We start from the raw sequence: 22,099 nt of genomic DNA on the forward strand, positions 1-22,099 counted from the left end.
ATGTCTTTGCGTCTTGCCATCCCGGTGCTGCTTGCACTGACCCCATCCGCGTTCGCGGCCGAGCAGGCGGATCTGATGATCCGGCATGCCACCGTGGTCGACGTCGAGCACGCCACGACGGTGGCCGACCAGACGGTCGTGGTCCGTGGTCAGGACATCGTCGCCGTCGGCAATGACCGGGCGATGCGCAAGGCATGGCGGGCCAGGCAGGACGTCGATGGCAAGGGGCGCTACCTCATCCCCGGGCTGTGGGACATGCATGTGCACTTCGGCGGCGGGCCGGCGCTCATCGAAGAGAACAAGGCGCTGCTGCCGCTGTACATTGCCCATGGCATCACCACCATCCGTGATGCGTCCGGCGATCTGCCCGAGCAGGTGCTGCAGTGGCGCGGTGAGATCGCCAGCGGCCAGTTGGCCGGCCCGCAGCTGTTCACCTCGGGCGCCAAGATCGAAGGCATCAGGCCGGTCTGGAAGGGCACCATTGAAGTGGGCTCGCAGGCGGATCTGGATGCGGCGTTCGTGCGCCTCAAGCGCGACCGCGTCGATTTCGTCAAGATCACCGACAGCACGCTGACGCCTGAGTTGTTCCTGGCTGCCGTGCGCGGGGCGCGCGCCAATGGGCTGCGTGCCTCCGGCCACATCCCGATGGCGTTGACCGTGCAGCAGGCCGTCGATGCCGGTATCAGCTCGATCGAACACCTGGACTACGCCTACAAAGCCGGTGTCAAGGATGAGGCGGCCATCGCGGCGGACTTCGCGGCCAAGCGGATTGATCGCGCGCAGGCCAACGCACGGCTGGATGCTGGATTTGATCGCGACACCGCCATGCTGGCCTACCGTGCCTTCGCAGCGAAGGGGGTGTTCGTGACGCCCACGCTCAATGGCGGCCGCATCCTGGACTTCCTGGATCAGGATGATCACCACGACGATCCTTACCTGGCCTACATCGGCCCGAAACTCCAGGCCACCTACGCCTGGCGTGTGGAGCGCGCCGCCAAGGCAACCCCGGCGCAGATCCAGGCCCGCCATCAGCAATACCACCAGGTCGCCGCCGTACTACCGATGCTGCAGCAGGCCGGCGTCACGATCATGGCCGGCACCGATGCGGGCTTCCTCAACTCGTTCAACTATCCGGGCATCGGCCTGCATGACGAACTGTCACTGTTCGTCAAGGAAGGGCTGACCCCGGCGCAGGCACTCTCGGCGGCCACCCGAGCAGGCCCGGCCTGGTTCGGCACGCTGGATCGCTACGGCGCGGTCGCGCCAGGCAAGGCCGCCGATCTGGTGTTGCTGGAGCGCAATCCGCTGGAGGACATCGAGGCCACGCGTGGCATCCAGTACGTGGTGCTGCGCGGCCAGGGGTATGACCGCAAGGCGCTGGATGCGTTGCTGGCCCAGACCCGGGCGAAGGTCGCGGCGTGGAAGGCGGAAGAAACGAAGGAGTAATGGAGGGGAGCGCGCTCATCGGTGCGGTGGGCGCGCACCGGTCTGGACAATGCGCCGGGTTACGGCAATGTCGGCGAGGTGAAGTTGAAGGTGCGGCCGTCGGCAAGGCGCGCGGTCGCGCTGTGCGGGCGCAGGGTGTGCGCATCGACCTGCTGCGGTTGATCGGAGAAGTTGGCCACGATCACGCTGCCATCGGCGAACGTAGTCTGCTGCACCTGGCCGGCGGTATCGCGCCAGCGGAAGTCGACCAGCGCCTGATCGAACAGGGCCTGATGCAGCGGCCGGAAGAAGGCGTCCAGATGGCGCAGGTAGGCGATCCGTGACGCGGCGGTCGCGACGCTGAGGTTGAGCAGCGGTGGTACGTTGTACAGCTGCTGCAGCAGCTCGGTGGTGCTGCGGCTCTCGCGGAACTTGAGGCTGTCCAGGGTCCAGTGATGGGTGCTGACCACGCTGTCGTGGAAGGCCGCCTGCAGCAGCGGCAGGCGTCGCGACGGGTTGAAGTAGAGCTGCTGGTAGCGCGGTTTGAGCTGGCTCTGTCTGAAGAAGAAGGCCGGCTGATGCTCGGGCGCCCACGCGCCGAGGTAGTAAGGCGAAGCGCGTTCACGGCGCATCTGCGGGTCGCCCCAGCCGAAGCCGGCGGTCTGCGCACCGTGGGCAAAGGCGACGTGGCGATTGACCGTCGCTGCGCCGACTTCCGAGCCGACCACCAGCTTTTCGCTATCGGCCAGCCAGGCCAGCGCGGCACTGCGGTTCGCCGCGTCCTGCGCCTGCGAAGTGGGCTTGGCCGGGTCGCTGTCGTCAAACAGCATGCCGGTGGCAGCGACATCGAGGAACCAGCTGTTGTAGGGGGTATCAGCGCGCAGGGCGCGTACGCGGCGTTCCATCAGCGGGCGGACGCAGGCGGCATTGGTGTACACCCCGCTGCCCTGGAAGCCTTTGATGCGTTGGCCGTCGGGCTTCATGATCCCGCAGCGTTCGAATGCGTCCTGCCCCAGTTGTGCTGAGAGCCAGGCGGGATTGTCGTTACCGTCGGGCAGGGCGGTGTCATAGGAATCGTAGGGTGCGACCAGATAGCCTGCCTGTATGGCCGTGTCCACCGCGCCCGGGCTAGCCCAGGCGGCGGTCCAGTCCGGCAGCCCGAGCCAGAGTCGTGGCAGACCCGCGGCCCGCAGCGCGTGGATCATCCGCGGCGATGCCGTGTCGCCGCGTGCTGCTTCCGGCTGCAGGGCCTTGCCCAGCGTCGCGTCCAGCGCGTGTCGACGCTGCTGGAGGGCATCGGCGGTCTCGCCGGGGAACTGCTCGGCCAGTGCGGCGTTGATGGCGCTGACCAGCACCTGCTGCACATAGGGGCCGCTGTGCGGGGCGGTCACTGCCTCGCGTGCCTCCTTGTCCTTGCCGACCCACGCGTGCGGCAAGAGGGCTTTCAGCTGGCGCCAGTCGCGCACGTCCTGTTCGGCCAGTACCCGGTCGCCCCAGAGGTACAGGTGGCTGGCGCCGATCAGTTTGTCGCCGTCCGGCACACGCGCCAGTTTGTCCTTGAGCGCGATGAAGCCGCCTTGCGCCTGCAGCCATTGCCGGTAACGTTTGGCTGGCGCCAGCCAATCCGGGGCATCCAGGTTGACGATCACAACATAGGGGTCGGTCTGGTTGAGGGGATGGAAGTCGTGCTCTGCGGTGAGCGCGAGGGACGCCCCATCGGCGCTGAAGCGCACGGTGTTGTTGAAGGGCGTGGCGAACAGGATCGACAGCACCCGGTCCGGCCAGGCGAGGCCGATCACGGGCAGGGTCAGGTCTTCGGTGGTATTGACCTCCCCATATGCGCTGAGCAGTTCATCGCGCCAGGCGGTGTCGCCGGCGGGAATGTAATAGCCCTCGTGCAGCGGAAGCAGCAGCGCGCCGGCACCGGTCGGCAGCGTGGGCCATGTCACCACACCGGCGGAGCTGCGCTCAAAGCGCAGCTGCAGGGCGTCCTGCTCCAGTGTGGCGTGGATGGTGGTGGCGCCGCCGCGCTGCCACTGCGCACTCACCGGTGTCTGCACCAGGTCCAGGATGGTGTCGCGCGCTGTGGCGGAGGAGATCACGGTGTCCACGCCGTCGCGGGTGGTGGCGGTGACTGCAAGCGTCGCCGGGTCGATGTCCACCTGCCAGCGTGCATTGGCCAGCGTGAGTGCGTGGGCGGCGGGTGAGGCAGCCAGCAGGAACAGGGCAAGCAGCCTGGCAAAGGGCATGGGTCATCTCACTTCGGGCCGAATCGGTGTCGAGCCTAGCGCTGATTCGGCGGCTGTCGAGCGCGGCCCATCACAGTTGCACGCACCGAAGGCCGCAGATGTGCTGGAATTGTGATCCGGTCAGGTAAAGCAGGGTGTAGAGCGATGCGCAAGCTTGCTGCTGCGGCTCCCCGTTTGAGGCGTATTCCTGTTGTTTCCGTGCTGGCGGGGATCGCGATGGCGATCACAATGCCTGCGTTCGCTGCGACGGGTGATCCTGCGCGCGCGGTGGTGGACGCGCTGTATGGGTTTCGTGCGACACACGGCCCGGCGTATCCAGATGCATTTCCGGCGTTGCGGTCGATGCTGAGCCCCGGATTGCTGGCGCGATGCGTTCGTTACCAGCGGGCGCTGGACGCGCCGGGCGCACCGACGGATCTGGTCCCGACCATCAACTACGACCCGTTGACCGGTTCACAGGAGGCGCTGTCGTCATCGTATCCCGCGGCCGAAGTGGCGCGGCGGAAGGACTGGGTCCGCTACCGTATCCGTGCGACCTACCCCGATGGCGCGGCCTGGAATGACATCGATGTGCAGGTGGTGAAGTTGAGTTCAGGGCAGTGGCGCATCAGCAACATCAATCGGCTGCGGCAGGATTGTGCGCTGGGGCCGTATCCGGATGTCCCTGGCCGATAGGAAGCAGGCCCCGCGTTTGCAGGGCCTTGTTTATTGCGCGCGCGATGCCTGGGCTTTGCAGTGGCAACGGGTCGTCTCAGTGGGCTCCCGCGCCAGGCAGGGTGGCAATGCGCTGCCCCAGCGCATGCGCCGTCTGCAGATGGGCGTGTGCATCGCCGTGGTCCGTGTCCAGCAACAGCGTGGAGGACAGCACCGGCGCGCCGCAGTAGTCGAAGATGCCGGTGTCGATCTGGGTCTTCATCGCCTCGGTATAGCCACGCTTCTGCCACGTGCGTTCGTCGGCGCCACCCAGGCCGACCAGGTGGACGGGCAGGTGCCCGAGTTTCTTGAGGACGCCCTGGCCGCTGCTGTCGTCGTAGGCCCAGCCACCGGTAAAGACCCGGTCGATCCACCCCTTCATCAGCGCCGGCATGCTCCACCAGTAGACCGGAAACACGAGGACCAGCGCGTCAGCGCGGTCCAGGCGGGCCTGTTCGGCCAGAACATCGGCGGGAAAGGGTGCCTGGCGATGATGGCCCTTCAGGTCGTTCTGGGTGAAGCGGGGGTCAAAGCGCTCTGCAGCGAGGTCGGCCAGTTCGACGGTGGCGCCGGTGGTTCCGGTGATGCCGTCGGCAATCCGGCGGGCGACGGCATGGGTCAGTGCGGCGGGATCGGGATGGGAGGTGACGATGAGGGTATGCATGAAATTCCTGGAGGCGGGGGAGGCTGTATACTTTTGGTAAGTTACGGTCCGTAAGCTACGATTGGTATATAGCGATGTCAAGTCCACACGCTCCAGCAGCGTCTGCCGCCCCTCGCCGCCGGATGAGCCGCGACGACCGCCTGCGCCAGTTGCTGGAAGTGGCCTGGCGGCTGATTCGCGAGGAGGGCACGGACGCGCTGACGTTGGGGCGCCTTGCCGAGCAGGCCGGGGTGACCAAGCCGGTGGTGTATGACCATTTCGGTACCCGGGCCGGCCTGTTGGCGGCGCTGTACCAGGATTTCGATGCGCGCCAGGGCGTAGTGATGGACGCGCGGTTTGCCGACAGCGGTTCGACGCTTGCGGAGAAAGCGCAGGTCATCGCCGATGCCTACGTGGCCTGTGTGATGAAGCAGGGGCGTGAGATTCCCGGCGTGATCGCCGCGCTGGCCGGTTCCCCCGAGCTGGCGCGCATCAAGCGCGAGTACGACGTGGTGTTCCTCGAACAGTGCCGCGCGCTGCTCTCACCGTTCGCGCCGGCGGGCGCGCTGCCCTTGGCAGGCCTATGGGGCATGTTGGGCGCGGCCGAAGGGCTCTCGTCTGCGGCGACGACGGGCGACATCAGCCCTGAGCAGGCCGTGCGCGAACTGGCGGCGACGATCGTTGCGATGGTTGCGCGCGGCTGAGCGCTTTACGTCTGTTTGGCAGTGTCATGCTCGGCGCCGCGGAGGATCAGGCGCGTATGATGTCCCGCCCTGTTGGACTGGATGCCATGCGCGTTTGCCTGCCTGTTCTTGCACTTGCCGCCGCGATCGGTGCGGCGTTGCCAGCGACCGCTGCGACGGTTTCGTTGAATGCGCGCCTTGAGGCGGCCTCGAGTGTGCAGGTCAACCAAGTGCCGGCGAGCGGTGCATCACTGGTCGGGCGTGTGCAGCAGTTCCGCAACGGCGACAGCCTGATCAGCCTCGGCGACGGTGAGGGTCAGCCGGTCGTGCTGACCCTGTGCAAGGGAAAGGCGCACCTGAATCTCGAGGCGAACTGGCCGGGTGCGCCTGCGGCGAAGACCCCGGAAGAGAAGCAGATGCGTGCGTACGGCATGTACATGGCGGTGATGGGGGGCATGGCGATGGTGCAGGGGATCACAGGTGATGCCCTGGCGCTGCCTGCCGAAGGACAGACATCGACAGCGCAGCGCGAGACGTCCTGGGCCTATGGCAAGGAGCTGTACGCGGTAGCGATCACCCATGCGGCCGGCGGCGAGATCCGGATCAAACTGACCAAGACGGAGAACACCACCAGGACGCCGCCGTCCGGCTCGGATGACACCGTCAGCACCGACGGTGACAAGGCGGCACGCCTGGCCGAACTGGATCCGGTAGGTACATCGCGCGAACTGGCGATCGCTGCGGCGCCCATGGCGGAGAGCGTGCCGGACACGATGTCGTTGAAGGGCTGGATGTCCGCCAGTGGCAAGGGCGGCGCGACGGTAGGTGCGGCGCGCGAGGCTTCGGGCGATTGCGCGCGCTGAACCCGGTGGCGCAACGTCAGTGATACCCATTCTCATTTGAGTTACACTGGCGCGATAGCACCGTCCCTCGCTCCGGGTAGTCATGATTGTTTCGTCGTCGCTGATCTCTTCCGTATCGCCGTGGTTGCGCACGCTGGGCGTAGCGACCGCCATCGGCATGACGGCGCTGTCGCCGGCCTCGGCGCAGCAGCGCAATCCCGAGCAGAAGGTCGGTGAGACGGTGCTGGACCAGCCGGCGCAGAGCTATCGTTTCGAACACTTCGTGCTGGACAGCCCCGATCACGCCCGCCGCTGGCGGGTGAATGTCGGCATGCCGGCGAAGGCGGCAGCCACGCCGGCGCCGGTGCTGTACATGCTCGATGGCAATGCCGCGGCGATGGTGCTCGACCAGGCGATGCTTGCCGACTTGGCCGCGCACGCCGCGCCGGTGCTGGTGTTCATCGGCTACGACAACGACCTGCGCATCGATTCGCCGGCGCGCACCCGCGATTACACCGCGTGGATCGATACCGCCGATGACGAAAACGGCACGTCGCAGTCCAGTGGCGGGGGTGCGTATGCGTTTCTCGATCTGATCGAGCGCCGGATCAAGCCGGAAGTGCAGCGCCGTGCCAGCATCGATCTGCAGCAGCAGTCGCTGTGGGGCCATTCGCTGGGCGGTTTGTTCGTGGTCAGCACGCTGTATACCCGCCCGGCCGCGTTCCAGCATTACGTGTCGGCCAGCCCGTCACTGTGGTGGAGCCAGGGCGCCCCGCTGGGCGACATGGAGCGCCAGTTCATCGCCAACGCCCAGGGCCAGCCGGCACAGGTCACGGTGATGCTCGGTGGTGATGAGCGCACCGGCAACCGCGGCGTGCGTGACATGACCAATCCGCGCGTGGTCGCGCATCTGCGCCGCATTGGTGGCGCCACCCCCGATGCAGCGCAGCAGCTGGCCACCCGCCTGGCCAAGGTGCCGGGCCTGACCGTGCGGTACCGCGAATTCCCCGGCCTCGGCCATGGGCCGATGCTGCCGGCATCGCTCAAGGCGACGCTGAGCCAGTTGTATGGCATCGCCGATCGCAGCGGCACGCCCGCGCCGGCCCCCTGATTTTTCGTTACCCAGGCAGTTCCGTGGCCCTGTGCCACCGCCGCAACGGACCGCGGCCACGCCAAGGCAAGCACTGTGACAACGCGCCAACCGGCGCGCCCCCAACAGAAGGAGTCTGCTGATGTACACCCTGAAAACCCTCCCGCGCGTCGCCACCCTGGCCCTTGCGCTGTCGCTGGCCAGCCCGACCGTGTTCGCCCAGCCGGTGTTCGATGCCCCAGCCAACGGTTTCCGTGGTGAAGTAGTCAGCCGCGGCCAGAACGTGGTGCCGGGCAGCGATGCCGAGGTGATCGGCCGCCAGTTCGTGCCGGGCCAGCAGGTCACCCTGCTGCGCGGTGAGACGGTGCTCAATGCCACCCCGTACGTGGTCGATGCCGAGGGCAACTTCAAGGGCAACGTCGCGATTCCGGCCGATGCCGTGCCCGGTCAGCAGCCGGTGATCGTGCGTGCCAGCCAGCCGTCCGCGGCGACGGTGCTGTCGCTGCGCGTCTCGCCGAACCTGCCGCTGAGCGGCCAGCAGAACTTCAACCAGACCTCGGCCAAACTGGTCCAGGGCCTGTACCAGTCCGCGTACAGCGCGGCCAGCAATGCGGTGTTCGTCACCGCTGCCGTCGGTCGCCCGCCGGTCACCCAGTCGCAGCTGCTCAAGCTGGACCCGAAGACCCTCAAGGTCACGGCCAAGATCACCCCGGCGGAAGTGCCCGGCGGCAAGGGCGGCGCGGTGTTCGCGGTCTATGGCGTGGGCGTGGATGATGCCAACGGCAACGTGTGGGTGACCAATACCCGCCAGGACACCGTGGCTGTGTATCGCCAGAAGGATCTCTCGCTGGTGCGCCAGTTCGATGTCGGTGCCGTACCGCATGCCCGCGACATCGTGGTCGATGGTCGTCATGGCAAGGTGTTCGCTTCGGCCGCCGGGGAGGATCATCTCTCGGTGTTCGATGCCCGCACCCTGCAGCCGCTGGAGCCCATCACCCTGGCCTCGGGCGTGGACGACAAGAAGTTCGTCCCGATGAGCCTGGTGCTGGATGAAGCGGCCGGCAAGCTGTTCACCGTCAGCATCGGCACGCCCGAAGCGGCCGTGATCGACACCACCACCGGCAAGGTCGAGAAGGTCATCGATCTGGGCAACGCGATCAGTGCCTCCGGCGTGGCCTATGACGCCTCGGCAGGTCGCCTGTACGTGGCCTCGCAGGGCACTGACAACCTGCTGATCGTCGATGTCGCCAGCGGCAAGGTGCTGCACGACGTGCCGGTCGGCGCGGGTGCGCTGAACGTCGCCTTCGAGCCGGTGTCCAAGCTGGCCTATGTGACCAATCGCGGTGCCGGCACGGTGACCGTGGTCGATGGCAACGGCAAGGTGGTGGGCAACCTGGATGGCGGTACCTTCCCCAACCACGTGCGTGAAGATGGCAAGGGCAACGTGTTTGCCGTCAACAAGTCGCGTGATGCCCAGGATCCCAAGGGCGACCGCATCACCCGCATCAGCACCCGCGCGAACTGAGGTTCGCGCAGTGCGTTGCACTGGCGGCGGGGCGAACAGCCCCGCCGTTCTGATGGAAGAGGAACTGCCATGAAGTTGATTGTTGTGCGCCGCAGCCTGCTGGCGCTGTCCCTGGTCGCGGTGATCGCCGGGTGCTCGAAAGAGCCTGCCGCGCCGGCTGCCGATACCGCCGCGGCACCCGCCGTGCAGGGCGCCGAAGCACTGCCGGAGGGCTGGCAGCGCGTAGCGGGCGTGGACGTGCCGGATATCGACGGCGCCACCCAGCAGTTGCCGGCACAGGTCACCTCCGATGACGGTGTGGCCACGACGGTGACTGATACCTCCAAGATCATTGCCGGTGGCGATGACATCATCGCGGTGCTCGAAGCGCTCGGCCTGGACGATCAGGTGTACGCCGCGCCGCTGCGCTCGGCTACGGCGTCCGGCCGCAACGCCCCCAAACAATTTCTGTTCAACCGCACCACCGGTGTGGAAGGCGTGTTGAGCCTGCAGGGCACCCTGTTCCTGGGCAACAGCCTGCGCCGCCATTCCGATCTGGCCGCCAAGCTGCGCGGTGCAGGCGAAGCGGCGGTGATCGTCGACGATCTGCAGCCGGCCGCGGACAAGGTGCGCAAGGTCGCCGCCGCGGTCGGCATGGCCGAGCAGGGTGACGCGCTGGCCACGAAAGTGCAGTCGCAGTTGGATGCGGCCAAGGCCAGTGGTGCCGCATTGGCATGGCACCCGCGCGTGATACACGTGTCCGCGACCGGTGCCGGCGGCGCGCCGACGGTGGCCGGCTCGGACAGCGCCTCGGGCAAGCTGATCACGCTGGCCGGTGGCATCAACATCGGCGACGAAGCCGGGGTCGCCAATTATTCCGCGCTGAGCAACGAGGGCGTGGTGGCTGCGGCGCCCGATGTCATCCTGGTGACCGAGAACGATTTGGCCCTGTTTGGTGGGCAGGCCGGGCTGTGGCGCGCCTATCCGACGCTCCGGCAGACGCCGGCCGGTGCGGCCAACCGCGTGTGGGTGATGCCGGATGTGGAGTTGAAGTCCGCCAGCGTCGCCTCGGGCAGTGGTGCGGTGGCGCTGGCCGCGGCATTTGCAACCGTTCCGCGCCCGTGAGTGCCTGAGGCATGGCGATATTGAGTCCTGCGCGCCGGCGCGGCGCGACCGTATTGATCTGGGCGGCGGTGGGGTTGCTGATCGCCGTCATTGCCTCGTTCGCCGTGGGCCCGTTGCGGCTGCCGCCGATGGAGGTGCTGCAGGCGATCGGCGTGAAGCTGGGGCTGGTCGATCCAGCCAGCGTCAGTACCCGCGATCTGGCGGTGGTCTGGCAGCTGCGCATTCCGCGTGCCTTGCTGGGTGCGATGGTGGGCGCCGCACTGGCGATGGCCGGTGCGAGCCTGCAGGGGTTGTTCGGTAATCCGCTGGCCGACCCCGGCATTGTCGGCGTGACCCAGGGCGCTGCCTTGGGCGCGGTCTCGGCGATCGTGCTGGGTGCCGGCGCCTTCGGTGTGTGGACGCTGCCGCTGGCGGCGTTCGCCGGTGCCGGTGGTGCGATCACCTTGACGTATCTGCTGGCGCGGCCGGGGCAGGGCACCGGCACGGCGACATTGCTGCTGGTCGGCATTGCGATCGCGGCATTCTGCTCGGCGATGATCGGGTTCCTGACCTACATCGCCAGCGAGAGCGAGCTGCAATCGCTGGTGTTCTGGCAGATGGGCTCGTTGGCCCAGGCCGACTGGATGGATGTGGTCGCGGTGGCACCGGTGTTCGTGCTCGGCACGATCGCGCTGCTGCGGCTGGCCACCCCCTTGGACATGCTCGCGCTCGGTGAGCGCCAGGCCCAGCACCTGGGGCTGGATGTGAAGCGCACGCGGCTCAAGTTGATTGCCTTCAGCGCGCTGCTGGTCGGTGCCGCCGTCGCCTTTGCAGGCTCGATCGGCTTCGTGGGTCTGGTGGTGCCGCACGTTGTGCGTCTGCTGGTCGGCCCCGGCCATCGCTGGCTGCTGCCGGTCTCGGCCGTCGCCGGTGCGTTGCTGATCGTGGTCGCCGACACCGCCGCACGCACGCTGGATCCGCCGTCGGAGATTCCGCTGGGCCTGTTCTCGGCCGCGCTGGGTGCGCCGTTCTTCCTGTGGCTGGTGATGCGTCAGCGCCACCGGAGCGGCGCATGAGCGCGCTGCTGCAGTTGCAGTCGGTGCAGTTGAGCCGCGGCGCGCGGCGCATTCTGGATGACATCACGCTGGATTTCGTCCCGGGCACGGTCACGGCGCTGGTCGGGCCGAACGGCGCGGGCAAGTCGACGTTGCTGGCGGTGGCCGCAGGCGATCTGGAAGCGGAGCAGGGCAAGGTGCTGCTGCGTGGGCAGGCGCTGGCGGACTGGAAAGCCAAGCCGCTGGCACGCGAGCGCGCGGTCATGCCGCAGGAGCACGCGGTGCGGTTCGCCTTCCGTGTGCATGAAGTGGTGGCGATGGGGCGGCTGCCGCATCCGCCGGATCCGGTCAAAGATGCGGCCTGCATCGCCGATGCGCTGGCGCGGGCGGACCTGCATGCGTTGATCGAGCGGGAAGTGGAACACCTCTCCGGTGGCGAGGCGGCGCGTACGACCTTCGCTCGGGTGCTGACCCAGGACACCCCGTTGCTGCTGCTGGATGAGCCGACGGCTGCCCTGGATCTGCGTCATCAGGAGCGCACGCTGCGCGCGGTCCGCGACCTGGCCGATGCCGGCGCCTGCGTGATCGTGGTGCTGCATGATCTGAATCTGGCCGCCGCGTATGCGGACCGGATCGTGTTGCTGGAACAGGGTCGCGTGGCGGCCGATGGCACGCCGACCGAGGTGCTGACGCGCGAGCACATCGAGCGTGTCTACCAGCAGCCGGTGCTGGTGCTGCGGCATCCGCAGCGCGATGTTCCGTTGGTGGTGGTGACCGACGCGTAGCGCCGGGAGTTACCCCGGCGCCATCGCGATGTCGCCGGTGCCCGCGAGCGGCCGACACGACCAACGACGCTGATGCTCAGCGCGTCATTGCCGGAAGTCATCGCGGCTGCGAATGACGCGTGCCTCTTCTCCCACGCGGGGGCGTTCGGACACACGGGGGCGTTCGGACACATTGGCGCGTTCGGGCGCACGGGCGCGTTCGGACGCCTGGCTGCCGTGGTGCCTGCCATCATCAAAATGCGAGCAGCCGGCAAGGCTCACCAGCGCCGCTGACACGGCAAGCGTGACAATCGATTTCATCGCAGGTTCCTCCGGTGGGTGGGGTGTAGCCCCCTGTTGCTCGAAGGTCTGTGTTTGGCAATGAACTCCCCATTAATACCCGCTGCTGCGTGGCACGCCGATCTGTAGCGTCATGGCATTGAGAAATACCGATGTAGGCGCAGAATCGAAACAGGTATTACGGACGCCCAGAAAAATGAAAGTGCCGATACCGATCTTGCTGATATATGAGCAAGAGATGTCGTAAGCAGCCCGAAACCGCGAGGCGAACTGGCACTTTACTGGCCTCATGCCAGCCTGGTTCCGTTGGGGGTGGTGACCGGCGCGCTGACGGTGTGACGGGGCCGGCCAGTGGCCGGCCCCATCGATGAAGGATTACCAGCCGAAGCGCGCGGTCGCCATCACGGTGCGGCCGCTGCCGTAGTAGCACGACGACACGCCGGTGCAGGTCGATACGAAACGCTTGTCAGCCAGGTTGCTGGCGTTGAGTGCCAGCTGCACTTGGGTGCTGCCGATCTGGCCCACGTCATAGCGGATCGCCGCATCGAACAGCGTGTAGGACGGGATCCGGTACAGGTTGGCGCTGTCGCCGTAGCTGACGCCGTTGTAGCGCGCGCCCGCGGCCAGGCTCAGGCCCTGCAGCGCGCCGGCCTGGAAGGTGTAGTCCGCCCAGAACGAGGCGCTGTAGTCGGGCACCATTGCCAGTTCCTTGCCCTGGTAGGGCGCCGAACGCGTCATCTCCGAGTCCATTCGGGACGCGGCGCCGATCAGGCTGAAGCCCTCGATCGGCGTGATCCGGCCTTCCAGTTCAATGCCGCGCACGCGGCCCTCGTCGCCCTGGATCGAGCAGGTGGCGGTGCCGGTCGCGCCGCAGTTGCGATGCGACGCCACTGGATCATCCACGATCATGTTCTGCTGGCGCAGGTCGTACACCGACAACGTCACCAACCCATCCACCGAAGTCGGCTGATACTTCAGGCCGGCTTCCCACTGCGAGCCGGTCACCGGCTCGAATGCGGTCTGGGTGAAGCTGTCCAACGGCGATTTGGTCGACGGCTGGAACGATTCGGCGTAGCTCACATACGGGGTCAGACCGTTCTCGAATACATACAGCACGCCCGCGCGACCGGTGAAGGCCTCGCTCTTGATCACATTGCGCCCGCCCGGCGTGGAGATGCCGGTGGCGATGTTGCGGTTGGCGCTGCTGCTGTCGTCCTTGGTCCAGTCGTAGCGACCGCCGAACGTCATCCGCCAGTTGCCGAGCGCCACCTGGTCCTGCAGGTAGACGCCGCTCTGCCGGTTGATGCCGGCGGTCGGGGTTTCCGTGCTCACCGTCGGGCGGTAGGTCGAATACACCGGGTTGAAGATGTCGATCGGGCGCGGGCTGCTCATGGCACTGCGCACGCCCTCCCAGTCCGCACGCTGCCAGTCCCAGCCGAGCAGCACGGTGTGATCCACCGCGCCGGTGCTGAAACGCGCCTGCAGGCGGGTATCGAAGGTATCGCCATCGGAGTCGCCGGTACCCATCACGCCGCGACGGTTCTGGGTACGGCCATCGGCATTCAGCGCGCCGAAGGTGACCACGCTGCGGAACAGCGAATCGACATGCGTGCGGCGCGCGCTCTGGGTCAGCGTGAGGTGGTCGTTGAACTGGTGCTCGAACATCCAGCCGGCCGTCCACAGCGTGCGGTTGAAGGTGTTCCAGTCCGGCTCGCCGATGAAGGTGCTGTTCTTCATGTAGCCCGACGCCGTCGGATGGAGCGTGCCGGCGGCCGGCAGGAACTGGTAGGTCGAGCCGCCATCGTCCTTCTGGTACAGGCCCAGCAGGGTCAGGCGGCTGCGCTCGGCGAGCTGCCAGGTGTAGCTGGGGGCAAGGAACCAATGCTCCTGCGCGGTGTGCTTGATCTGGGTCTGGCCATCGCGATAGAGGCCGACCAGGCGGAACAGGTGATCATCACCGGCCGTGCCGGCGCCTACGTCGAACGCGGCGCTGTACTGGCCATGCCCATCCACACCCAGGCGCAACTGCTGCACCTGGTCGGGGGTGGGGGTCTTGCTGACCTGGTTGACCATGCCGCCCGGGGCCACCTGGCCATACATCACGGCGGACGGCCCCTTGAGCACTTCCACCCGCTCCAGGTTCCAGCTGTCGAACATGCTGCGGTTCCACTGGCTGCCCTGCGGTGCGCGCATGCCATCCAGGGTGACGTTGTTGGACCAGCTGCCGGCATCGAACCCGCGGATGCGGAAATCGTCCACGCGGTTGTCGATGCCCGAGCTTTCCAGGCTGACGCCGGCGACATAGCGCATCGCATCGTTGAGCGACTGCACGCCACGAGCATCCAGTTCGGCGCGCTCGATCACCGAGACCGACTGCGAGGTTTCGGCCAGCGCGGTGCTGGTCTTGGTCGCGCCGCTGGTGCTGTTGGCCGCCCGGTAGGCATTGACGCGTACGGCGTCCAGATCGGTGGCGGTCTGGGCGTGGGCGGTGGGAACGATCGCAGCGGCCAGACAGGCCAGGGCCAGCAGGTTGGGGCGCAACCGGCGCGGATACAGGGTCAGGGAGCAGGGCATGGGCAACAACTCGACAACGCGGAGGAAGGGGGCGCGGGCGCTGGCTCGGCTTCCGGGGTCGGGTGGCGCCAGCCTCGCGGGCGTCGTCAAGGCGACGCATATGGCCCCATTTTAAGGATTGTCGCCCCATTCGCAATTGCGACACATTCGCACATGCGGGGTGGGCCGACCCAGAATCCCCCGCCATGAATGGTGTAAATGTGTGTAAATGACGATCAGTGTTGCAATGGTGGTGCTAATTGGGGCTTGTTGCCGGCCATCAGAGGTCTACAATGCCGGCTACACCCCAGGTGACCCTCATGACTTCGATGCCGCTTCTGACGTTTTTTACCCTGACCCGCGATGTCGCGGCACGGGCGCGTCTGCCAATCGGAGTGCGAGGCTGCTGACCGGAATACCGGTCACCCTGGACCCCACGCAGAGCGCCCACCGGGCGCTCTTTTCGTTTCCACGCAGCAGAACTGTTTGAAGGAGAACGTGCCATGCACCAGATCGCCGAGCCCCAAACCTGGCCGCACGCCCGTTAGCCAACGGCGGCGTGCGGCTCCCCGATGTTGGCAGCGAGACCTATCCCATGAACACCCATACCCAGACCCTTACCCTCCGGCGCAACCTCGGCATCATTGCCCACATCGACGCCGGCAAGACCACACTCACCGAGCGGCTGCTGTGGAAAACCGGCGAGATCCATCGCGTCGGTGAGGTGCATGACGGCGCGGCGACCACCGATTTCTCGGCGATCGAGCGCGAGCGTGGCATCACCATCGGCGCGGCGGCCGTGCAGGCCCATTGGGCACCGCGCGACCAGCCCATCCATCACCTGACCCTGATCGACACCCCCGGCCACATCGATTTCGCGATCGAAGTGGAGCGCTCCCTGCGCGTGCTGGATGGCGCGGTCGCGGTGTTCTCCGCAGTGGATGGCGTGCAGCCCCAGTCCGAATCGGTCTGGCGCCAGGCGCGTCGCCACGGGGTGCCGCTGATCGCCTTCGCCAACAAGATGGACCGCACCGGTGCGTCCTTCGAACGCGTGCTGACCCAACTGCGCGAGAAACTGCGTGCGACGCCGTGGGCGCTGGGCGTGCCGATCGGGACCGAAAGCCAGTTCAATGGCTGGGTGGACCTGGTCGACCGCAGCACCGTGCAGTGGGATGACAAGGGCACCGCCCTGCGTCATGCCTGGACGACCGATGAGGCGGCGCAGTGGCTGCCGCAGCGCGAAGCGCTGATCGAGGCCGTGGCCGATGCCGACGACGTGCTGGCACAGGCGTGGCTGGAGGGCGCGGTGATCGACAACGCACAGCTGCGCGCGGCGATCCGTCGCGGCACCCTGGCCGGTGCTGGCGTCCCGGTGCTGGCCGGCTCCGCGTTCAAGAGCAAGGGCGTGGAGACGCTGCTGGATGCGGTGGTCGACTATCTGCCCTCGCCACTGGATCGGCCGGCGGTGGTCGCCGCCGAGAACGGCAGCGAGGTGCTGCTGCCACCGGACCCGGAGGGCCCGCTTGCGGCGTTGCTGTTCAAGATCACGCACCAGAACCACGGTGCGCTGAGCTTCGTGCGGGTGTATTCGGGCACGCTGAAGGTGGGCGACGCGCTGGCCAGTTCGCAGCATCCGCAGGGGCGACGGGTCAGTCGCCTGGTGCGGGTGCAGGCCGACCAGACCCACGACATCAAGCAGGCCGTGGCCGGTGACATCGTCGCGGTGCTGGGCTGGAAGGATGCGGTCAGCGGTGAAACGCTGAGTGCACCCTCGCGCCCGCTGCTGCTCGATACGATCCAGGCGCAGCATGCGGTGCTGGCATGGCGGTTGACGGCGGAGAAGGCCTCGGACCTGATCCGCATCAGCCAAGGATTGGCCAGCCTGGCGCAGGAGGATCCGTCGTTCCGGGTCGAGACCGATGCGGACAGCGGTGAAACCCTGATCTGGGGCATGGGCGAGCTGCATCTGGAGGTGATGGTCGAGCGCCTGCGCACGGAGTGGGGCGTCACCATCCGCACCGGCGAGCCGCGTGTGGCCTATCAGGAAACGCCGAAGCGTGCGGTGCAGCGGGTGGAAGGCAAGATCGCCAAGCAGACCGGCGGCCAGGGCCAGTTCGCCCAGGTGCTGATCGATGTGACGCCGCGCGAGGATGGCGAGGTGACCTTCGTCGACCGCACCGTCGGGGGTGCGATCCCGCGCGGGTTCGTCAACGCGGTGGAGAAGGGCGTTCGCGCGGCATTGGGCGAAGGCCCGCTGGGCCATCCGGTGGTCGGTATCGAGGTGACGCTGGTCGATGGCCAGACCCATGTCAAGGACTCCTCGGACATGGCCTTCCACCGCGCTGGCAGTGAGGCGGTGAAAGCCGCGCTGGCCGAGGCGGGCACGCAGCTGCTGGAGCCGGTGATGGAGATCGCCATCCACGCGCCGTCGGCGAACGTCGGCGATGTGGTGGGCGACCTCAACCGCCGCAGCGGGCGGGTGGCCTCGATCGAGGACCAGGATGGGCAGGCGGAAGTGCTCGGCTATGCACCGCTGGCGCGACTGGGTGGCTACACCACCTCGCTGCGTTCGCTGACCCAAGGGCGCGCGTCCAGCGACATGCGCTTGAATGGGTATGAGGCGGCGCAGACGGCCTGACCGTCGATGTGGAACGAGAAGAGGGCCGGGCAACCGGTCCTCTTTCTCCGTGTCAGCGTTGGTAGTCCGCACAGCGCCGGATGCCCGCCCGCAGCTAGAATGTCTGCCGCAATGTCGCACGCAGCCAACGGCCGCAGCGACCGGATTTCTCCTTGGAGTACGGCCATGAGCAACACGCATTTTTATCCGATCGGCACCCCCGGCCAGCCGTGGGGCGATGCCGAACGGGCCCAGTGGCGCGCCAATCAGCAGCGCCAGCGCAGCTACCACGACGATGTGGTGGCCGCGCTCGAGCGCCTGGGCGAGCGTTTCGATGTGGTGCAGTACGGCCAGCTGGACTACGCGCCGGATCATTACCCGCTGTTTGCGGTGGTCAGCCATGCGTGGGATCCGGCACTGCCGACCGCGCTGGTGACCGGCGGCGTGCATGGCTATGAAACCAGCGGCGTGCATGGCGCGCTGCAGTTCCTGGATCAGCATGCCGAGGCGTATGCGGGCCGTATCAATCTGATCGTCGCGCCCTGCGTCAGCCCGTGGGGCTATGAGCGCATCCAGCGCTGGAATCCCGATGCGATCGATCCCAACCGCAGCTTCCGCGGTGAGGGCCAGATCGAAGAAGCGGCCTCGTTGATGCGCTGGATGGCCGCGCGTGGCGATGATCTGCTGGTGCACCTGGACCTGCATGAAACGACCGACAGCGATCTGCATGAGTTCGATCCGGCGCGCTGCGCCCGCGATGGCATCGCCCTGGTGCCGGACATCATTCCCGATGGCTTCTACGTGATCGGCAACAGCGAAGATCCGCAGCCGGCGTTCCAGCAGGCGTTGATCGCCGCGGTGGAGAAGATCACGCACATCGCCCCCGCCGACGCCAATGGCGAGCTGATCGGCATGCCGCTGCAGTCACCGGGCGTGGTCTGGGGCGAATCGCGTTCGATCGGCGCCTGCGCCGGGTTCACCGACGCGCTGTACGCCACCACCACCGAGGTGTACCCGGACAGCCCGCGGACCTCGCCGCAGGAATGCAACGATGCACAGGTCGCGGCGGTATGCGCCGGCCTGGACTTCGCCCTGGCCCATCCGCGCGCCTGATCGCCCCCCGTTCCCGCCCCCCGCCGGCGCGCTGGTGCCAAGGCGCCCGTGCGCTATCATCGGCCATCAGGGACGGGGGCGTCTGGCCGGAGAGGCTGGCGTCTTGGGAGCGGGGATGATGAGTGGCGATGTCACGCAGTGGCTGCACCGGTGGCGGCGCGGGGATCCGCAGGCGCAGGCGCATCTGTTTGATCTGATCTATCCCGCGCTGCGCGAGATGGCAGCAGCCCGTATCGGCCAGCGCCATGCCGACGTGACCCTGCGGCCGACCGCGTTGATGCATGAAGCGCTGTTGCGGGTGATGGGCTCGGACGTGGAGTTCGTGGATCGCGCGCACTTCCTCGCGCTGGCGGCCTTGAAGATGCGCGCGGTGCTGGTGGATTTTGCGCGCAGTGGCGCGGCAGCCAAGCGCGGGGCCGGGGCGTGGAACCTGACCTTGTCGCATGCTGATCAGGACGTGCCCTATGCGCCGACCTGCGACTACGAGGTCCTGGCGCTGCACCAGGCGTTGATCCAGCTCGCCGGGCACGATGAGCGCGCCGCACGTGCGGTGGAATACATGTATTTCGGCGGGATGGACCGCCAGGAAATCGCGGTCGTGCTGGAGGTGTCGGTGCCGACGGTCGACCGCGATCTGCGCTTTGCGAAGGCTTGGCTCAATCAGCGCCTGGCCTAATCGGGGGCGTTATCGTGACAGGGGGATGGGGCAATGACGGATGACCGCTGGCAGCAGCTGCGCACGATGTTCGATGCGGCGTGCGAACTGCCGCCGACCGCGTGGCGCACCGAGCTGGGGCGGATGACCAACGATCCGGCCCTGCTGGATGAGGTGATCGAGCTGCTGGAAGCGCAGACCATGGCGCTGGACAGCGCGCAGCGCCCCCTGCGCGAGTTGATTGTCCAGCTTGCCGAGCCGGATGTGCAGGTGGGTGAACGGATCGGTCCTTGGCGGCTCACCCGGCGCGTGGCCAGTGGCGGCATGGGAGCGGTGTTCCTCGCCGAGCGCGCTGACGAGACCTACCAGCAACGGGTGGCGATCAAGTTGCTTCGCGGCTTGGCGACGACCGAGATCAGCCAGCGCCTGGCCGCCGAGCGGCAGATGCTGGCCGGGCTGGAGCACCCCAACATCGCCCGGTTGTACGACGGTGGCAGCACCCCTTCCGGCCGACCCTATCTGGTGATGGAGTACGTGGACGGCGAGCCACTGGACCGCGCCTGCTGTGACCGTCCGCTCGATCTTTCCCAGCGCCTGCAGCTGTTCGTTCGGATCTGCCGTACGGTGCAGGCCGCGCACGCACGCCTGGTCGTGCACTGCGATCTCAAGCCCAGCAATATCCTGGTGCGCGCGGACAACGAGCCGGTGCTGCTGGATTTCGGCATCGCACGCTGGCTGGACAGCGCAGCCGAGTCCCGCGCCGACCGTTTCTACACGCCGGTCTACGCCAGCCCTGAACTGATTGCGGGCGAGCCGGTGGGTGTCACCACCGACGTGTACAGCCTCGGTGTGATCCTGGTCGAGATGCTGGCCGATCGCCGGCTTGGCCATGATGGGCAGCCGGCGGGTGCCGCGGTTCCGTTGCCCAGCCGCTGGGCGCGGCCATCGTGCGCGTGGCGAAAGCACCTGGAGGGAGACCTCGATGCGATCGCGGCCAAGGCCAGCGCACGTGACAACGCCCAGCGCTATGGCTCGGTGGAGGCGCTGGCGGATGACATCGAGCGCTGGCGGACGCATCACCCGGTGCGGGCGCGAGGCGGGCGAGCGGGCTACCGCACGCACCGGTGGCTGCGTCGGCACTGGCAGGCGGCCGGCGTGGCCGTCGCGGTGACGGCCATGGCGGGCGGCTTCGTCTGGCGATTGAGCGAATCCAGTGCGCGCGCTCAGGAAGAAGCGGCGATCGCCGAGCAGGTCAGCGAGTTCCTGGTCGCCGCCTTCGATGCCGCCGATCCGCGCGAGCGCGGTGCACGCGGCACCGAAGATGTCAGTGCACGCGCAGTGCTCGATGCCAGCGCGGCGCAGGTCGATGCGGAGCTGGCCGATTCGCCGGCGTTGCGGGCGCGCCTGCAGAGCGTGCTGGGGCGCGCGTACCAGAACATCGGCCTGCCCAAGCAGGCCGAGACGCTGCTGCGCAGCGCGGCTGAAGGCCTGGCATCGCCGTCGGTCGATCGCGCGCGCCTGGCGGCGCAGACCTACAGCGATCTGTCGGTGGAGATGAGCAACGGCAAGCGGGGCGAAGAAGGCCTGAAGTACGCCGAACGTGCGCTGCAGCTGCTTGATCGCGAAGACGATGCACGCACGCGCGCACATGTGCTGAACTCGCTGGGCCTGGCCTACAGCCAGCTGGAACGCTATCCCGAGAGCGAGGCGGCGTTCCAGCAGTCGCTGGCAATGCGCAGCACCGTCCGCGAGCCGGGCACGGAAGGCGGCACCGCCACGGTGATGCAGAACATGGGGCTGATGTACCGCAACCGCGGTGAGCTGGACAAGTCCGAGCAGCTGCTGCGCGACTCGCTGGAGATCAAACGGCGCCGCAGTGAGACCAGTGCCGATTACCAGCACGGACTGCACGCACTGGCCATGACCCTGCAGGAAGGCGGCAAGCCGAACGAGGCTGCACCGCTGCTGCTGCAGTCGCGCGATCTCAGCCTGCAGCTGTATGGACAGGACAGTTCCCGCACGGCCCTGGCGTACTGCGAGTTGGCCTTGCTGCACATGGATCTCGGTCGTTACACGGAGAGTGCGGAGGGCTTTGATACCTGTCTGCGCATCAGTGCGCTCACCAGTGGCGAAGACAGCATCGACCACGCGATCAACCTCAACAACTACGCCAACCTGGAAGAAGCCCGCGGCGATATGGGCAAGGCGGAGCAGCTGTACCGGCGCTCGCTGGCGATCCGCCGCCAGGTCCTGGGGCCGGACAAGCCTTCCAGCCTTCGGGCAGAGATGAACCTGGCGCGGCTGCTGATGCGCAGCGGTCGTGCCGACCAGGCCGGCCCGCTGATCCAGCGCGTGTTGCCGATCTGGCAGCGGATCAGCCCGGCCGACGCGCCGGATCTGCGCATTTCGCACCTGGGCGAGATCGAGTGGATGATCCACCGCGGGCAATCGGCGCAGGCAGAGCAGGCGCTGCTTGCGATGGCGCCGATCGTACCGTCGATGTCGCCGCCGTTGCAGCTGCGCTACCAGCAGATGCAGGCCGAAGCGGCGCTGCGTGCCGGGCAGGCCGCCTTGGCGGCGACCCGCTGGCGCGCGGTGCTGGAGGGCAATGTTGCGTTGTTCGGGGCAGAAGCGCCGTCCGTGGCACGCTACCGCGTACCGCTGGCCGAGGCGCTGCAGGCCAACGGCGAGCGGGAGGCTGCGCGCCGGCAGATCGCGCAGGCCAAGCCACTGCTGGAGGCAGAGCTGGTGCCCGGCGCACCCTATCTGCAGCGACTGCATGCGCTGGAGGAGCGCCTCAAGGGTTAGG

Annotated in this window: 17 protein-coding genes; 13 read left to right on the top strand and 4 right to left on the bottom strand. The window is 67.3% G+C overall.

Going from position 1 to position 22,099, the window contains the following annotated elements; translation table 11 throughout:
* A complete protein-coding gene (locus tag AC1DIQ_RS05015; RefSeq protein WP_478049530.1) occupies positions 1-1,446 on the top strand; it encodes an amidohydrolase family protein in 1,446 nt (481 codons plus the stop codon).
* Positions 1,447-1,505: 59 nt separating this feature from the next.
* On the opposite strand, the gene AC1DIQ_RS05020 is transcribed toward AC1DIQ_RS05015, so the two are convergent.
* Positions 1,506-3,674: a glycoside hydrolase gene (locus AC1DIQ_RS05020; protein WP_478049531.1), complete on the bottom strand. Its 2,169-nt coding sequence runs from the start codon at positions 3,672-3,674 to the stop codon at positions 1,506-1,508.
* Positions 3,675-3,818: 144 nt separating this feature from the next.
* Between AC1DIQ_RS05020 and AC1DIQ_RS05025 the strand changes: the two genes are divergently transcribed.
* A complete protein-coding gene (locus AC1DIQ_RS05025) occupies positions 3,819-4,349 on the top strand; it encodes a hypothetical protein (protein WP_478049532.1) in 531 nt (176 codons plus the stop codon).
* Between the two features lie 76 nt (positions 4,350-4,425).
* Here AC1DIQ_RS05025 and AC1DIQ_RS05030 read toward each other — a convergent pair whose 3' ends face one another.
* Complete coding sequence (locus tag AC1DIQ_RS05030) at positions 4,426-5,031, bottom strand: NAD(P)H-dependent oxidoreductase (RefSeq protein WP_282262948.1); 606 nt, start codon at positions 5,029-5,031, stop codon at positions 4,426-4,428.
* A gap of 122 nt (positions 5,032-5,153) precedes the next feature.
* On the opposite strand from AC1DIQ_RS05030, the gene AC1DIQ_RS05035 reads away from it, so the two are divergent.
* The 7 genes from AC1DIQ_RS05035 (at position 5,154) to AC1DIQ_RS05065 (ending at position 12,073) form a co-directional block, all read left to right on the top strand.
* Entirely contained in the window at positions 5,154-5,714 is a 561-nt protein-coding gene (locus tag AC1DIQ_RS05035) for a TetR/AcrR family transcriptional regulator (RefSeq protein WP_259462067.1), read from the top strand.
* Between the two features lie 26 nt (positions 5,715-5,740).
* Complete coding sequence (locus AC1DIQ_RS05040; RefSeq protein WP_478049533.1) at positions 5,741-6,556, top strand: hypothetical protein; 816 nt, start codon at positions 5,741-5,743, stop codon at positions 6,554-6,556.
* A gap of 82 nt (positions 6,557-6,638) precedes the next feature.
* Complete coding sequence (locus tag AC1DIQ_RS05045; protein ID WP_478049534.1) at positions 6,639-7,646, top strand: alpha/beta hydrolase; 1,008 nt, start codon at positions 6,639-6,641, stop codon at positions 7,644-7,646.
* Between the two features lie 121 nt (positions 7,647-7,767).
* Positions 7,768-9,150: a YncE family protein gene (locus AC1DIQ_RS05050; protein WP_478049535.1), complete on the top strand. Its 1,383-nt coding sequence runs from the start codon at positions 7,768-7,770 to the stop codon at positions 9,148-9,150.
* Between the two features lie 69 nt (positions 9,151-9,219).
* Positions 9,220-10,254, top strand: a complete 1,035-nt coding sequence (locus AC1DIQ_RS05055) for a heme/hemin ABC transporter substrate-binding protein (RefSeq protein WP_478049536.1) — start codon at positions 9,220-9,222, stop codon at positions 10,252-10,254.
* 20 nt (positions 10,255-10,274) lie between these two features.
* Positions 10,275-11,309, top strand: coding sequence for a FecCD family ABC transporter permease (locus tag AC1DIQ_RS05060; protein WP_478049703.1), 1,035 nt, complete (start codon positions 10,275-10,277; stop codon positions 11,307-11,309).
* Positions 11,306-12,073 carry a heme ABC transporter ATP-binding protein gene (locus tag AC1DIQ_RS05065; RefSeq protein WP_259260864.1) on the top strand — a complete coding sequence of 256 codons (768 nt, stop codon included), beginning with the start codon at positions 11,306-11,308 and terminating at the stop codon, positions 12,071-12,073. Before AC1DIQ_RS05060 ends, AC1DIQ_RS05065 begins: the two co-directional genes overlap by 4 nt.
* An 84-nt stretch (positions 12,074-12,157) precedes the next feature.
* Here the strand turns inward: AC1DIQ_RS05065 and AC1DIQ_RS05070 are convergent, their stop codons facing one another.
* Positions 12,158-12,373 carry a hypothetical protein gene (locus tag AC1DIQ_RS05070; protein WP_478049537.1) on the bottom strand — a complete coding sequence of 72 codons (216 nt, stop codon included), beginning with the start codon at positions 12,371-12,373 and terminating at the stop codon, positions 12,158-12,160.
* 354 nt (positions 12,374-12,727) lie between these two features.
* Positions 12,728-14,926, bottom strand: a complete 2,199-nt coding sequence (locus AC1DIQ_RS05075) for a TonB-dependent siderophore receptor (protein WP_478049538.1) — start codon at positions 14,924-14,926, stop codon at positions 12,728-12,730.
* Positions 14,927-15,500: 574 nt separating this feature from the next.
* Between AC1DIQ_RS05075 and fusA the strand changes: the two genes are divergently transcribed.
* From fusA to AC1DIQ_RS05095, 4 genes are all read left to right on the top strand, one after another.
* Complete coding sequence (gene fusA / locus AC1DIQ_RS05080) at positions 15,501-17,543, top strand: elongation factor G (protein ID WP_478049539.1); 2,043 nt, start codon at positions 15,501-15,503, stop codon at positions 17,541-17,543.
* 165 nt (positions 17,544-17,708) lie between these two features.
* Positions 17,709-18,635 carry a M14 family metallopeptidase gene (locus tag AC1DIQ_RS05085; protein WP_121036800.1) on the top strand — a complete coding sequence of 309 codons (927 nt, stop codon included), beginning with the start codon at positions 17,709-17,711 and terminating at the stop codon, positions 18,633-18,635.
* A 118-nt stretch (positions 18,636-18,753) separates the two neighbouring features.
* Positions 18,754-19,311, top strand: a complete 558-nt coding sequence (locus tag AC1DIQ_RS05090) for an ECF-type sigma factor (protein ID WP_183073619.1) — start codon at positions 18,754-18,756, stop codon at positions 19,309-19,311.
* Positions 19,312-19,344: 33 nt separating this feature from the next.
* Entirely contained in the window at positions 19,345-22,098 is a 2,754-nt protein-coding gene (locus AC1DIQ_RS05095) for a tetratricopeptide repeat protein (protein ID WP_478049540.1), read from the top strand.
* Position 22,099 lies beyond the last annotated feature (1 nt).

The organism is Stenotrophomonas sp. 05L413, assembly GCF_056397945.1.

Excerpts from the sequence above, each read along its gene's own strand:
- AC1DIQ_RS05015 (WP_478049530.1), top strand. The coding sequence starts at position 1 with ATGTCTTTGCGTCTTGCCATCCCGGTGCTGCTTGCACTGACCCCATCC.
- AC1DIQ_RS05020 (WP_478049531.1), bottom strand. The coding sequence starts at position 3,674 with ATGCCCTTTGCCAGGCTGCTTGCCCTGTTCCTGCTGGCTGCCTCACCC.
- AC1DIQ_RS05025 (WP_478049532.1), top strand. The coding sequence starts at position 3,819 with ATGCGCAAGCTTGCTGCTGCGGCTCCCCGTTTGAGGCGTATTCCTGTT.
- AC1DIQ_RS05030 (WP_282262948.1), bottom strand. The coding sequence starts at position 5,031 with ATGCATACCCTCATCGTCACCTCCCATCCCGATCCCGCCGCACTGACC.
- AC1DIQ_RS05035 (WP_259462067.1), top strand. The coding sequence starts at position 5,154 with ATGAGCCGCGACGACCGCCTGCGCCAGTTGCTGGAAGTGGCCTGGCGG.
- AC1DIQ_RS05040 (WP_478049533.1), top strand. The coding sequence starts at position 5,741 with ATGCTCGGCGCCGCGGAGGATCAGGCGCGTATGATGTCCCGCCCTGTT.
- AC1DIQ_RS05045 (WP_478049534.1), top strand. The coding sequence starts at position 6,639 with ATGATTGTTTCGTCGTCGCTGATCTCTTCCGTATCGCCGTGGTTGCGC.
- AC1DIQ_RS05050 (WP_478049535.1), top strand. The coding sequence starts at position 7,768 with ATGTACACCCTGAAAACCCTCCCGCGCGTCGCCACCCTGGCCCTTGCG.
- AC1DIQ_RS05055 (WP_478049536.1), top strand. The coding sequence starts at position 9,220 with ATGAAGTTGATTGTTGTGCGCCGCAGCCTGCTGGCGCTGTCCCTGGTC.
- AC1DIQ_RS05065 (WP_259260864.1), top strand. The coding sequence starts at position 11,306 with ATGAGCGCGCTGCTGCAGTTGCAGTCGGTGCAGTTGAGCCGCGGCGCG.
- AC1DIQ_RS05070 (WP_478049537.1), bottom strand. The coding sequence starts at position 12,373 with ATGAAATCGATTGTCACGCTTGCCGTGTCAGCGGCGCTGGTGAGCCTT.
- AC1DIQ_RS05075 (WP_478049538.1), bottom strand. The coding sequence starts at position 14,926 with ATGCCCTGCTCCCTGACCCTGTATCCGCGCCGGTTGCGCCCCAACCTG.
- fusA (WP_478049539.1), top strand. The coding sequence starts at position 15,501 with ATGAACACCCATACCCAGACCCTTACCCTCCGGCGCAACCTCGGCATC.
- AC1DIQ_RS05085 (WP_121036800.1), top strand. The coding sequence starts at position 17,709 with ATGAGCAACACGCATTTTTATCCGATCGGCACCCCCGGCCAGCCGTGG.
- AC1DIQ_RS05090 (WP_183073619.1), top strand. The coding sequence starts at position 18,754 with ATGAGTGGCGATGTCACGCAGTGGCTGCACCGGTGGCGGCGCGGGGAT.
- AC1DIQ_RS05095 (WP_478049540.1), top strand. The coding sequence starts at position 19,345 with ATGACGGATGACCGCTGGCAGCAGCTGCGCACGATGTTCGATGCGGCG.